Below are 13,739 nucleotides of genomic sequence, written 5' to 3'. Positions count from 1 at the left end.
TAAGTTGTTGTTCCAGATTAGCCCATTTCACCTAAGATGTTTTATCTAGCTTTTTCGTTGGGATTGATGAGTAGCCTGCATTGCATCGGTATGTGTGGCCCTATTGCGCTTGCCTTGCCAGTGCATCATCGTTCTTTTTATGGCAAGACATTAGGTATCTTGAGCTATAATTTGGGTCGGGCTTTTACCTATAGTCTACTTGGTTTTTTACTGGGCAGTCTCGGAACTGCCCTCAATTTTGCGGGTTTGCAGCGATTTCTTTCAGTAGGGTCTGGCTTGGTGATGTTAGGCGCAGTAGCCTACTCTTCTCACTGGCTCGACCAACTTTCTACACCTCTCCCACTTCAAAAAAGCGTCGCTTGGCTCAAAAAGAAACTAGGTGTATTGCTTTCTCGGCGAAGTTTCGGCGCATTGTTTACCTTGGGAGTACTCAATGGCTTTTTACCCTGTGGATTGGTATACATGGCTCTCATTAGCTCATTTGCCGTAGGCAATGCCGCCGAAGGTGCTTTGTTTATGGGATTGTTTGGATTAGGGACGCTACCTGCGATGAGCGCAGTAGGATTTGTAAAAAATATTTTTTCGGTAAGTTTTAGAAACAAAGCCCGCCAACTCATGCCCGCTATTGTAGCGGCCACGGCTCTTTTACTCATTATAAGAGGTTTTCAGTTTTCGGGAGACTCATTTTTTCATAAATCTTCCCCCGAAATTCCGATTTGTCATGGAAAATAACACCAACGATGACCTTTGTCATATTTTACTCCCACAAACAATTTCATTTTTGGTAAATGTAGTTTTTATCGGACATTATCATGAATACCCATCTCTTACAAAAATACAATGTTCCTGGCCCAAGATACACTAGTTATCCCACGGTGCCTTATTGGGACAAAGTCCCGATGACCGAGACTAAATGGCAAGATTTAGTGAAAGATATGTTTGCGGTCAGCAACGACACCGAAGGAATCAGCCTTTATATTCATTTACCTTTTTGTGAAAGCTTATGTACTTACTGTGGATGTAATACCCGCATTACGGTCAATCATAAAGTAGAAAATCCTTATATAGAAGCAGTGCTCAAAGAATGGCAACTTTATCTAGATTTTTTGCCTTCACGACCACTGATTCGAGAAATTCATTTAGGTGGTGGCACTCCCACTTTTTTTAGCCCTGATCATTTACAAAATCTTATCAAAGGATTACTAGCAAAAGCAGATGTACACCCGCAAGCAGCGTTTGGATTTGAAGCCCATCCTGCAAGTACTACCGATGCACACCTAGAAGCTTTGTATGAAGTCGGCTTTCGACGTATCAGCATTGGAGTTCAAGATTTTAACCCTGTCGTTCTTCATCTTATCAACCGCCCCCAAACCTATCAACAAGTAAAACACGTTACCGAAAAAGCCCGTGAGATTGGTTATACTTCCGTCAATTTTGACCTAGTGTATGGCCTTCCTCAGCAGCGCGTATGTACCATGACACAAACTATCGGCGAAGTCATCGCGCTACGTCCCGATAGAATCGCTTTGTATAGCTATGCGCATGTACCGTGGGTCAAACCCGGTCAACGCAAGTTTACGGAAGATGACCTACCCGATGCCTCCAAAAAACTGGCTATTTATGAAACTTGCCGTGGGGTATTAGAAATGGCAGGTTATGCAGATATTGGCATGGACCACTTTGCACTCAAAACCGATGAACTTTACAAAGCATTAGAACAAAAACGCCTGCATCGTAATTTTATGGGCTATACCACAAGCAATACCCGTCTTTTGGTAGGTTTGGGGGTATCGGCTATTGGAGATTGCTGGTGGGGATATGCCCAAAACGAAAAAACGGTAGAAGCTTATTACGAACGCCTCAAGCAAAATCAGTTACCTATTTTTAGAGGACACGTATTGACCCGCGAAGACCTTATCCTACGCCGGCATATTCAACAATTGATGTGTCATTTCGAAACAAGTTGGTACGATACCAAAGATCAATGTAAAGCACTTTATGAAGCTCTCGAAAGACTCGACGAACCCGAAAGAGACGAGCTAGTGAGCATTGAGCCTTTCCACTTGACAGTGACACCTTTAGGTCGTTCGTTTATTCGTAATATCAGCATGGCCTTCGATGCACGACTCTGGGGAGACGTACCGCAAACGACGATTTTTAGTCAAGTCTTCTGAAATACTAGGCTATAAATACAATTTAATAAAGTTTTAATTTTTTTGGAAAAACCGTAATAACCTCCGTATTTGGTATGTTAGAAATATTTATTCAACAAACCCAAGCGATGAGAAGACACGTCGAAATGCTAGATGCGCTTTTCAAAAGTGCAACAGAGGGAATTATTGTCGTGGATTCGTGGGGCGCTATCCAGTTAGTTAACCCAAAAGCACAGGAGTTATTTGGTTATGAAGAAGGGGAATTGATTGATAAAAAAATTGAGACTCTGATTCCGCAACGTTATGCTAACAAGCATGTTTCCCACCGAATGAACTATGCTCAAGCCCCTAAGGCAAGGAGTATGGGCGGCAATTTTGATTTATGGGCTCGAAGAAAAGACAATAGCGAGTTTCCGGTAGAAGTAAGCCTGAGTCCATTTAGTACAAGTGAAGGCGATTATGTTGTGAGTTTTATCATCGACATCACATCCCGCAAAAAACAAGCGGAAGCGCTTATCGAAGCCAATCGTCAAATCCAACATCTTAACGCAGATTTGGAAGAACGAGTGAGGATGCGAACTCGCGAACTCGCGCAAGCTCTTGAAGAAATCGAGCAATCGAAACAGGAAGTAATGCGTGCCCTCGAAAAAGAACGCCAACTCAATGACATGAAGACCAAATTTGTGACCATAGCGTCGCATGAGTTTCGCACGCCATTGGCTACGATTTTGTCATCAGCTTCGTTGATTGGGCGCTATATCCATACCGAAGAAGACGAAAAACGCCAAAAGCACGTACAGCGTATCAAATCGACGGTCAATAACCTGACTGAGATTCTCAATGATTTTCTATCATTGGGCAAGCTTGAAGAAGGTCAAATCCGAAACGTACCTGTCTTGTTTAATGTGGCCGATTTTTGTACCGAACTCGTCGAAGAGCTGCGCCCTGTATGCAAAGAAAATCAGGTAATGAAATACACACATGAAGGCGAAAAGGAAGTATGCATAGATCGTCATCTTTTCAAGAATATCCTTATCAATCTGCTCTCTAATGCTACCAAGTATTCGGGCGAAGGCAAAGATGTGTTGCTCAATACTCAGCTTAAAGAAAAAACCCTGTTGATAGAAGTGATTGACCAAGGAATCGGAATTCCCGAAAAAGATATTCCTTATGTTTTTGACCGTTTTTTCCGAGCCCACAATTCTGGAACTATTCAGGGAACGGGCCTAGGACTTAACATAGTAAAAAAATACATTCAATTGATGGAAGGGACGGTTGATATAGAAAGTCAAATCAACTTAGGAACTACCATTCGAATTCAACTCCCCAATTGCTGTTGATGCTTGTAATGGGGCAAGCATTCCTCTTATGTCGATGAAAACAATCTTACTCATAGAAGATAATCCCGAAATGCGGGATAATACGGCCGAAATTCTAGAATTGGCTCGTTATAACGTAATTACGGCCGAAAATGGCAAACAAGGGATCAAGTTGGCCCAAGAAAATGAGCCTGACCTTATTATCTGTGATATAATGATGCCCGAACTCGACGGCTACGGGGTATTACATTTATTGAGTAGAGAACCCAGTACGGCGAGTATTCCTTTTATTTTTTTGACAGCTAAAGCCGAAAAAACAGATTACCGCAAAGGCATGACCCTGGGTGCGGATGATTATCTGACAAAGCCCTATGATGATGTAGAATTGTTGAGTGCGGTTGAAACGCGACTACGAAAAAATGATTTGCTCAAAACCGAATATTCAAGAACCGAAGAAGGACTTTATGAGTTTTTGGACGAAGTAAAATCCTTTGAATCGCTTAAAAAGCTTTCTGAAAATAAGAAGACCAAAACCTATAAAAAACGAGAGATTATTTACTCAGAAGGGAGCTATCCTAATGCGGTTTATTTCCTTAAAAATGGAAAAATTAAAAACCTAAAATCTAACGAATTTGGGAAAGAATACATCATAGAACTCCATAAACCGGGCGATTTTTTTGGCTATCTGGATTTACTAGAAAATACCACCTATCAAGATTCGGCGGTAGCGCTACAAGATAGCGAGGTAGTGATTATCCCCAAAGATGAATTTAATGCACTGCTTTACAACAACCGCGATGTAGCCACCAAATTCATCAAAATGCTTTCTAATGAAGTTCGCGAACGAGAAGAAAGACTCCTCAAATTGGCCTACAATTCGGTCAGAAAACGCGTGGCCGAATCGCTCATCATGCTTGCCAATCGCTACCAAGAAGACAAATCAAAACCCTTTGCGATTTCAATCACAAGGGAAGATTTGGCGAGTATCGTCGGTACCGCCACCGAAACAGTCATTCGTACTCTTTCTGATTTCAAAGACGAGCACCTCATCGAAATGAAAGGGAGCTTGATTACAGTGCTTGATTATGAAAAATTGGCGAGAATGAGGAACTAGTCCTCATTCTCTAGCCCAATGCTTCTACTTCGAGCATGGCCTGCTCCCACTCTTCGGTGGCTTCGTCAATTTTTTGCTTAATATCTGCATAGAAACGATTCAACTCTGCCAACTTGGCGGGATCGTTGTAAATGTTTGAGTCGGATAGTTTAGCTTCGGCATCCTCTTTTCGTTTTTCCAAATCACTGATTTTCTGCTCGATTTGGGATACTTTATTCTGAAGCTGTTTGAGCGTAGTTCCGTTAGTGTTTTTTGCTGATTGCCCATTGGACTTTGTAGCAGTCATAACGGGAGCGGTCGGAATTTCCACCGGCTTTACGGCCTGCTCTTCAACTCTTTCCTCTTGCCACCATTCGTACTCTTCATAAGTACCGGGGTATACTTTCACTTCTTTGTCTTCGATGTACCAAATTTTGTTGGCAATGGCTTCCACAAAAAAGCGGTCGTGCGAGACTACCACATACGACCCTTCGTACTGACGAAGCGCCTGAATCAGGATATTGACCGATTGCATATCCAAGTGGTTGGTAGGCTCATCAAGCAGCAAGAAGTTAGCCTCTGAAACCAGCACCTTTGCCAGCGCCACCCGCGATTTTTCCCCTCCCGACAACACCTTGATTTTTTTGAATACATCGTCGCCCGTAAATAGAAAACAGCCCAAAATCGTGCGGCATTCGGTTTCGGTTTTGGTCGGATTGGCATATTTGAGTTCTTCCAATATAGTATGCTCTACATTGAGAGATTCGAGCTGGTGCTGGGCATAAAACGTAAAGAGTACATTGTGTCCTAATCTTCTCACGCCATCGACAGGCTCTGTACCTGCAATGATACGCAGAAGGGTAGATTTTCCTTTGCCATTGGCACCAATCAATGCCACTTTGTCCCCGCGTTCCATGGCCACATTGGTATGTCTCAAAATTTCCTTTTCGCCGTATGCTTTTGATACATCCTCTAGCTGAAGCACATGCCGACCGGGCTGAGTCGTAAACTGAAACTTAAAATACACCTTGGCATTGGCATCTACTACCGCTTCTACTCTCTCTAGCTTGTCCAACATTTTGGCACGGCTTTGGGCTTGTTTGGCCTTGGTAGCTTTGGCCTTAAAGCGTTCGATGAAGCGTTCGGTTTGACGAATTTTGGCTTGTTGGTTTTCGTAAGCGCCTTTTTGTATCTCGTCACGCAGGGCTTTTTCTTCTATATAATAAGAATAATTTCCGGCATAATAATTCAGTTTTTGTCCGCTTACTTCTACCGTAGTGTTACAGACATTATCCAAAAATTCGCGGTCGTGCGATACCACTATTACCGCATTTTCATAACTCTGCACGTACTTTTCTACCCACTGAATCGACGGCAAATCTAAGTGGTTGGTAGGTTCATCAAGCATCAAAAGGGCAGGTTTTTGAAGAAGTAGTTTGGCGAGCATCACCCGCATACGCCATCCTCCCGAAAACTGCCGCAACGGTTTTTGCAAGTCAGTGGTCGAAAAGCCCAATCCTTCCAATATTTCTTCGGCCTTTGATTGAATAGAATAGCCATCCAGCGCTTCAAACTCTTCTTGTACCCGCGCCAATTTATCGACGAGTTCGTCGCGATAATTGGTTTCCATTTCGTGCAAAACCTTATCTATTTGACGCTGAAGCTCATTTTGCCGCTCAAAGGCTTGCATCGCTACCGACAAAATCGAATCTTCGGTTTGGTACGATAGTAAATCTTGATTCAAAAAGCCGATAGTGCATCCTCCTGCTTTTGAAATAGTACCAGCATCGGGCTGATAATTCCCCACTATCAAATGCAACAAGGTAGATTTACCCGTTCCGTTTAGCCCAATCAAGCCAATTTTATCTTTGGGCTTGATATGCAACGATGCATTTTCGTACAAGGCTCGGTCGCCTAAGTAATATGATAAGTTAGTTATTGAAATCATGCCGCAAAGTTAGCGGATTTTGTATCTTTGTCCGACAAGTAATCACAGAATGACGTCCATAATCCCACAGAAAAGGGCAAAATCTCCCAAGCCACGACGTTATACGGCACGTGTGTTTAGGAACGAGCCTGAAATTCTACACCATTTTCGCATCCGATGGACCCCTTGGCTGTTCAATACCCCTCTGCATGTCAGGTATCAAGCAGCCGAAGAAGTTTATACTTTTGTCTTGACAAACGCCGATACCCAGTCCGAGGCTTATGGATTTTTTCATTTGTTTGTACAAACTCCTAAAGGCATTAGTCCTTTTAGAGCGTCTTTCGGCTCTTTCGAAATCGCCGAGCATTTGAGTCATGAAGACTTTGACGAATGGCTCCATTTTATTGAGAACTTCAGCAAAACGCTCGGGATTAGGTCTATCACACTCAAATATTACCCCGCGTGTTATAATCCAAACCGTACGGCTTTTATTAAAAGAGGATTGTTACGGAATTCGTTTGGTATACTCCAATCTACTTCCAATCAGCACCTTGCTGTTACGTCCTGTTGTTTTGAGGAAGGATTACATGCTTCCGAAAAAAGACGCCTACGCAAATGTACCAAAGCAGGTTTTCGCTTTGAAGAATGGCAAAAGCCCATTCCTGAGGATGTTTATCAATTTATCCAGCACAATCGTCGGTCACTTGGCTATTCGTTGTCGTTCAGTCTTGAGCAATTCAAAATGTGGCTCCGTGTTTTTCCCGAATATTTCCGTATCTACTGTGTCAAAGACGGCGATACCATCGCCTCGCTTACCATTGCGGTACAAGTGGGAGAACAGGTCTTGTACAATTTTTGTCCTGCCGACAACCTCAGCTATCGTACTTTCAGCCCAGCCGTAATGCTCAACAAAGGGCTTTATGATTACTGTCAAAAACACGATATCAGCCTTTTAGACTTGGGGGTGTCGGTAGATGAGCATGGTCTCGAAAAACCCAGTTTACGCAGATTTAAACAAAATTTAGGAGCAAAAAACTGTGATAAACTCCAATTTCACAAAATCATTGTTTGAAATAGTACCTTGTTGCTTCTATTCGCTATGAATCCTCGCAAAACGCTTGCCTTATTTTTTCTTGCTTTTTCTTTTTTTAATTCCCTCCTTGCCCAGCCCCCTCTTTCACCCGACCAAATCAAGTTTGTAAGACAAGGAGTGCGTAGGTTTGTCTTTGACGAACAGCAATCTATTCCGTTGGCGGCATTGAGCCCTCGCGAAATCATCGGGCTATCGGCCATGTACCCGATTACTCATATGGGCCATGAAAAAGCAGATGTCAAGATTCATGAGGCGCAACTTTCGATTCAATCTAAGACCGATACACGCACGGCCATTTGGTTTGGCGGATTCAATCCATTTGCTACCTATACTATTGATTTGGCCTCTTGCCAAGGCCAAGGCGAATTAGGGTTTATGTTTGCAGATGCGGCTAAAAATGAGCAATTTTTTATCAAAATCAAGTACAACGACCTACAAATCACCGGAATAACCCAAACCCTACTCCAAGGCTCCAAGGTCATAAAAGATAGCACAATCGCCACTAAAAACGCCCTAAAAAGCCGTATTTCTGGAAAAATTATTCTACAAATGCTTGGTAGTGGTCTTACTTTATATGTCCAGAAAGATAGTTTGCCTGTACCTATCGGTCAGTCTGATTTTGGTCGGTATATTGATTTACGCAAAAAACAATACCTCAATTCTTTTCAATCGCATTTATATGTATCACAACAAACGGGACACATCTCTATCAATAAAATAACCTCAACCCTTAGCAGCGGTATGGGACTAGCCGATATTAGGGCCATAACCTACGAAGACGGCGAACCTATGCTTGACCGTGGGCGACTTTGGTACACCATGTCCATTCGGGGCAGGGCTTTGCCACACCATATCCAAGGGGTTTTTAGTATGGATCCTTCCGTGTTTGATGTTCGCTTAGAAGGGGTTATCTTGTTTGACCGCGCCGACGGCCTTCTTCGCAACGAAATCGCTTCTCATATTTTTTTCGACCGACAGCACAAGCTATGGCGGGGTATCACGACAGGTTTTAGTGCTTATGCACATCCAAATGAGAAAAAGCAACTGTTAACTGTTGAGAGTCAAAAAGACCCGCGTTTTGGTTTTTCGGTGATGAGTGCAAGTCCTTTTGGAGTAGTGGGAGACATTGAAGATCCCCATATCTTATTTGACGACATCGCAAAAAAATGGCGCATACTCACCTGTGAGAATATCAACGGCTACAAGGCTATCATGCTGGAGTCGGAAGAGTGGAACAAAGGTTATCGCCGCATTGCAGGCCCCGTCACTTTTAATTCTACGGGTACCTCTATCCAAAAAATAGGGGACAAACGCTACTGTTTTTCGGGTAGCCAAGAGCGCAAAATTTTCATTTACTCTTATCCTGACCTCAAGTCAGTAGGCACTTTAGGAATGGATTTACCTCCTTGGGATGCCAGCTCAGGTACCAGAGTATGGCCCAATGTAGTACAACTCCCCGACGATTATCCCTTCCGATACGTGGCATTGATGATGGACCGATTCAATTATCCTGGGTTAGAAGGCCCCAACTGGACCTACGGTGCCCTGTATTTGTATCATGGTTATGAATAATCAAAGGCAAAAACTGATCTATGTTATTTATTTTACCATCTTACTGAGGTAGATTTATTGGCTCATTATTACCAAACGCCCAATGATTCACCTCCGAAAATGGAAAAGTTTTTAAGAATCCTCTCCATTGCTTCCCTCCTTTTGACAGCTCTCAATGCCATCATAGCAGGACTCCTATTTATGATAGACCCTTCTGGCTCTAAAATGGGAATGACCGTCGATTATTTACAATTTTCACCATTCCGTTCTTTTCTAATCCCCGGCCTAGTTTTGTTTTCTGTAAACGGCATTTTGAGTTTACTGACGGCATTTTCTACCATAAAACACCAAGCAAATGCCCCTGTGCTTATTATCATTCAGGGTATTTTGCTGAGTGGCTGGATACTGATTCAAATCATCATGGTGAGAGATATTAACCCACTTCATATTATTATGTTTACTATAGGGGCTATTCTAGTAAGCTGCGGCACTATGCTTAGAAAAATCGCCAAAGCATAAGTTTGTGGTAGCTCATCTACCTGTCCCCCAAAAAATACTCCTGACATAGGGCTGTCAACCATAAGTATTAAATTTGTCATAAAATACCTGACGTAATCAGCACTTATGGAAAAGGAGACCTTTTATCCCCAAAGCCGCCAAGCATGGCGCGAATGGTTACATGAAAATCATCATTCTAAGTCATCTATTTGGCTGGTTTGTTATAAAAAACACACCAATATTCCCACCATTAGCTGGAGTGAGGCCGTCGACGAGGCGTTATGTTTTGGGTGGATAGACAGCACTCGCGTCTCGGTAGATAACGACGCCTTTATCCAGTTTTTTTGTCCACGAAAACCCCGCAGTGGATGGTCTAAAATAAACAAAGAAAAAATAGCACGGCTCACTGAAGAAGGTTTAATGACCTCAGCGGGATTAAAGAGTATTGAAATTGCAAAGCAAAACGGTTCTTGGGATATGTTGGACGAGATTGAAGCACTCATTATCCCTCAAGATTTGACGGAGGCTTTTGAAAACTATCCTTCCTCGTTAAGTTATTTTTTGGGATTAAGTAAATCCGTCCGAAAGTCCTTATTGCACTGGCTCGTACTCGCCAAACGCCCCGAAACGAGGCAAAAAAGAATCCAGGAAGTAGCATCCTTAGCAAGTCAAAAGCAATTACCTAAACAATTCCGTTAAAGCTTCGGGCTATTGAAAATACACCGCTATTTTTGACAAATGATAAGTACTATTCCCAATAAAATGGGTTTAGGGTTAAATAATATTCAATTTTTTGGGAGAAATAAAAGCTTAATTACTAACATTGCGTTGTTCATCAACTTGAAAAAGTTCTATCATTTGAATCAAAACCCTATGTTTAGAATAGTAGCCGCCTTTTTAGGTTTTGTACTTTTGACCACCACCCTACCCGCCCAACAACCCGTAGAAGTCACCGAGCAAACCCTCAAAATAGGGGGACTCAAAGAAGAGGAGTTTTATTTTGGATTTGCCGCTGGCGACAAAATCGTTCTTAATTTCAAAGAAGTTGACACCAAAGAGTTGAAAGAAATCGAAATTGTAGAATATCCCAACAACCCTCGGTATGCGGATTACAAAGTCACTTTTTTGGAAAATAAAACCATCGAGGTACCCAAGCAAGGAGTTTATATCTTTAGATTTAAAAATACGGCTCTTACTGGCCGAATCTGTAAAATCAAGGTTCAACGCATCCCGGCTAGTGCAGAAACGGCTCGTTTCAATACTTCGGTGACGTGGGAAGACCGAGACGAAACCACCTACAAAACGTATACCAAAGAGGTCATTGCAGGCTATGATACTACATATATTCAAAAGACCAAGAAAGTACTCGTCAAGACTGAGCAGAAAGAAGAGTTGATTTTTGATAAACCACAAAGGGTGCACTCAAACGCCAACCTCAGCAATCACAACAAAACTTCTCTATCATTCAAACTTCCACTCCACCAAATCAGTCCTTACAAAACCACCAAAGTAATCGCTTGGGCTTACTGGGTGGGCGTAGGAAAAGAAGCCAATCTAGCTTGGAAACAAAATGCACAAATCATCAAAAACATAGTAAAAGGTGCGGTGGCTTACTTTACTACACCACTAGGGGCATTGGCAGCGGGTGTGGTCACTGATTTAGCCACCCCCAAAGCTGGAGAAGATGTGTATTATGCCATTGCTAATCAGACCAATAAAGATCTTTTTGTGGCGGGTCAAAAATATACTGTTTATGACCAAGGCAAAGGCGTAGCGGGCTATCGAAAATTCACGGAACCAAGCTTATGCCAAGGGACTTATTATGTACTTCTCTCCAACGACAACCTAGTACAGGCCATAGATGCTACCGTGAAGGTCGTTGCTATTCTCGAAACCAACGTCTACGAAGAACAAACCTACTCGGACATAATCCTCAAGCCTCGTTATGAAACAAAGACATTTTCGGAGCCTGTCATCAAAACCTCACGAGTCCCTGTCACTGGAAAATAGCGGCTTCATTTGAATTAATATGATGTTTGAACAGATTTTCAAAGAACAACTTGCGACCTTAACAAAGGACCTACCCCTCATCGAAAAGCTTTGGAGTGAAATCCAACATCAGTATTCAAAACCTGAACGCCATTATCACAACCTCTCACATCTCAACGCTTTAGTGGCTTCTTTGTCAAACGTCTTTGACAAAATTAATAATTGGCAATCTCTCATGATGGCCGTAGCTTATCATGACATCGTGTATAATGTCCTAAAAAACAATAACGAAGAGCAAAGTGCCAAACTTGCCGCCGAAAGACTTGAGCAGCTAGGCTTGCCCCAAAACAGTATAGCGCATTGTTGTGCTCAAATAATAGCCACCAAAGGCCACATAGAATCAAATAATCAAGATACCAACTATTTCATTGACGCTGATTTGGCTATTTTTGGTAGTACTCCTGAAGCGTACAAACACTATACACATCTGATACGGAAAGAGTATCGATACTATCCAGACTTGATTTACAAGCCAGGTCGACGAAAAGTTTTACAACATTTTGTGGCTATGCCTCGCATATACAAAACCGACTATTTTTATGAACGCTTTGAGTATCAGGCTCGCATCAACCTTCATCACGAACTTAAGAGCTTATCTTAGTAGAAAATAGATATATCCCATAAAGACATGATGAGTCTAAAAAACCAACTAACCAGCATTTTTTGACTTACATCAAAGTTTGAAGAAAATAAGCGTTGCATTTTTGCACCATTATTCATCTTCTTAACAATTCAAATAAATGAAAAAGAAACACTTTAAGTACATCAACACCCTATTTGTGGTAATTCCGATGACGTTGATTATGGCATTTGTAGGTCTTATGCGCAACTATGGATTCGGCGAAGACTGGTTTGTCAAATTTATGAAAGCGTGGAGCGTCATGTTGCCCGTAGCGTATGCGGCAGCATTTCTCATTATTCCCAATGCCCGAAAACTGGCAGAAAAGTTAACCGTAAAAGAGTAATTTAAGAGCCAACTAATTTTGAATGTACGAACAACTCACACATTACCTCAATACCCAAATCAAAGTAAGTGAAGACGAATTAAAAATCATTCTTTCTTTCTTCAAACCATTGAAATTAAAGAAGAATGAGCTTTTGGTTACCCACGGACAAACTAGCCAACGAACCTTCTTCGTTGGCAAAGGTTGTTTACGGATATTTTTCATCAACGAGGAAGGGCAGGATGCCACCCGATATTTTGCTTTTGAAGACCAGTTTGCGACGGCTCTAGCAAGTTTCATCACAGGTGAGCCTTCTGAAGAATTTATGCAAGCAGTCGAGCATTCGGAATTGCTTTATATCACGCACAAGGATTTTTATCATTTGCTCGAAATCATTCCGCAATGGGAAAAATTTTATCGCCATTACCTCGAAAAAGCCTACGTAAACAATACCAAACGTCTCATGTCTTTTCTTACACAAGATGCTACCGAAAAATATCGCCAATTGCTTAACGAAAATCCAATCATCGTAAGGCGTTTGCCGAATAAAATGGTCGCTTCTTATCTCAATATTTCGCAGGAAACGCTGAGCCGTTTAAAATCAAAAGTTTGACTTTCTTTTTTTGATCTACATCAAAGCGTATCACATTGCATGTCAATAATTTTACAAAAAAAAATTGACAGAAATGAGCTACCAAAAAGAATCAACGGTATACAGCGGAACCGTTTTACAAAACAAAAAAATCGCCGCTCACACGTTCCATTTACAAATCCAAAGCAATAGAGTTGTTTTCTTGTTGATTACTAACAAGTTATCTTTTTCTTAAAGTCGATTTTGAAGTTCCAAAGGCCTGCGCATAATTCAATACTTTCATCAAATTTTTCCTTAGATTTTCCTCTATACTTGTTAATTAAAATATGATAACGTTTTATTCCTGCAATTGCATTTTCTACAAAAACTCGCTTTTTACTAATAGACTTGTTGTAGTTTTTTTGCTCTAATGTTAAGCTTGGATAAGGATTTTTTTTGCTTTTTTTGGGCTTTTTAAATGGAATCTTTAAAGACAAAAATTTGTATTCTTTCTGAATACCAAGATAACCTAAATCAACAT

General features: G+C 41.6%; 14 protein-coding genes. 12 read left to right on the top strand and 2 right to left on the bottom strand.

The window, feature by feature from the left end; all coding sequences use genetic code 11:
* The first annotated feature begins 36 nt into the window (after positions 1–36).
* From G563_RS34495 to G563_RS0111660, 4 genes are all read left to right on the top strand, one after another.
* The gene (locus G563_RS34495) at positions 37–732 is read left to right on the top strand and encodes a sulfite exporter TauE/SafE family protein (RefSeq protein WP_051210925.1); all 696 of its coding nucleotides are present in this window, start codon (positions 37–39) and stop codon (positions 730–732) included.
* An 80-nt stretch (positions 733–812) separates the two neighbouring features.
* Positions 813–2,174 carry an oxygen-independent coproporphyrinogen III oxidase gene (gene hemN / locus G563_RS0111670; RefSeq protein WP_028665472.1) on the top strand — a complete coding sequence of 454 codons (1,362 nt, stop codon included), beginning with the start codon at positions 813–815 and terminating at the stop codon, positions 2,172–2,174.
* Between the two features lie 74 nt (positions 2,175–2,248).
* Positions 2,249–3,493 carry a PAS domain-containing sensor histidine kinase gene (locus G563_RS0111665; RefSeq protein WP_028665471.1) on the top strand — a complete coding sequence of 415 codons (1,245 nt, stop codon included), beginning with the start codon at positions 2,249–2,251 and terminating at the stop codon, positions 3,491–3,493.
* Positions 3,494–3,527: 34 nt separating this feature from the next.
* A complete protein-coding gene (locus G563_RS0111660; RefSeq protein ID WP_028665470.1) occupies positions 3,528–4,586 on the top strand; it encodes a response regulator in 1,059 nt (352 codons plus the stop codon).
* Between the two features lie 10 nt (positions 4,587–4,596).
* Here the strand turns inward: G563_RS0111660 and G563_RS0111655 are convergent, their stop codons facing one another.
* Positions 4,597–6,513, bottom strand: coding sequence for an ABC-F family ATP-binding cassette domain-containing protein (locus G563_RS0111655; RefSeq protein ID WP_028665469.1), 1,917 nt, complete (start codon positions 6,511–6,513; stop codon positions 4,597–4,599).
* 49 nt (positions 6,514–6,562) lie between these two features.
* Here G563_RS0111655 and G563_RS34490 point away from each other — a divergent pair, with 49 nt between their 5' ends.
* From G563_RS34490 to G563_RS0111610, 8 genes are all read left to right on the top strand, one after another.
* The gene (locus tag G563_RS34490; RefSeq protein WP_051210924.1) at positions 6,563–7,564 is read left to right on the top strand and encodes a GNAT family protein; all 1,002 of its coding nucleotides are present in this window, start codon (positions 6,563–6,565) and stop codon (positions 7,562–7,564) included.
* Between the two features lie 27 nt (positions 7,565–7,591).
* The gene (locus tag G563_RS0111645; protein ID WP_028665468.1) at positions 7,592–9,157 is read left to right on the top strand and encodes a hypothetical protein; all 1,566 of its coding nucleotides are present in this window, start codon (positions 7,592–7,594) and stop codon (positions 9,155–9,157) included.
* A 99-nt stretch (positions 9,158–9,256) separates the two neighbouring features.
* On the top strand, positions 9,257–9,655 hold the full coding sequence (locus G563_RS36940) for a hypothetical protein (RefSeq protein ID WP_157585271.1): 399 nt from the start codon (positions 9,257–9,259) through the stop codon (positions 9,653–9,655).
* Between the two features lie 105 nt (positions 9,656–9,760).
* Complete coding sequence (locus tag G563_RS0111635; protein WP_028665467.1) at positions 9,761–10,333, top strand: YdeI/OmpD-associated family protein; 573 nt, start codon at positions 9,761–9,763, stop codon at positions 10,331–10,333.
* Positions 10,334–10,507: 174 nt separating this feature from the next.
* Positions 10,508–11,644 carry a hypothetical protein gene (locus G563_RS0111630; protein WP_157585269.1) on the top strand — a complete coding sequence of 379 codons (1,137 nt, stop codon included), beginning with the start codon at positions 10,508–10,510 and terminating at the stop codon, positions 11,642–11,644.
* A 19-nt stretch (positions 11,645–11,663) separates the two neighbouring features.
* Entirely contained in the window at positions 11,664–12,284 is a 621-nt protein-coding gene (locus G563_RS0111625; RefSeq protein ID WP_028665465.1) for an HD domain-containing protein, read from the top strand.
* 139 nt (positions 12,285–12,423) lie between these two features.
* On the top strand, positions 12,424–12,648 hold the full coding sequence (locus tag G563_RS0111615) for a DUF2798 domain-containing protein (RefSeq protein ID WP_028665464.1): 225 nt from the start codon (positions 12,424–12,426) through the stop codon (positions 12,646–12,648).
* Positions 12,649–12,670: 22 nt separating this feature from the next.
* Positions 12,671–13,240 (top strand): Crp/Fnr family transcriptional regulator, encoded by a 570-nt coding sequence (locus G563_RS0111610; protein WP_028665463.1) that lies wholly within the window; start codon positions 12,671–12,673, stop codon positions 13,238–13,240.
* A 191-nt stretch (positions 13,241–13,431) separates the two neighbouring features.
* Here G563_RS0111610 and G563_RS34480 read toward each other — a convergent pair.
* On the bottom strand, positions 13,432–13,739 hold a 308-nt coding region (locus G563_RS34480; RefSeq protein ID WP_037326431.1), incomplete at its 5' end, for a transposase family protein.

This window comes from Runella zeae DSM 19591 (assembly GCF_000423565.1).
Taxonomy (GTDB): Bacteria; Bacteroidota; Bacteroidia; order Cytophagales; family Spirosomataceae; genus Runella; species Runella zeae.
This window is presented reverse-complemented; position numbering and strand designations above follow the sequence as displayed.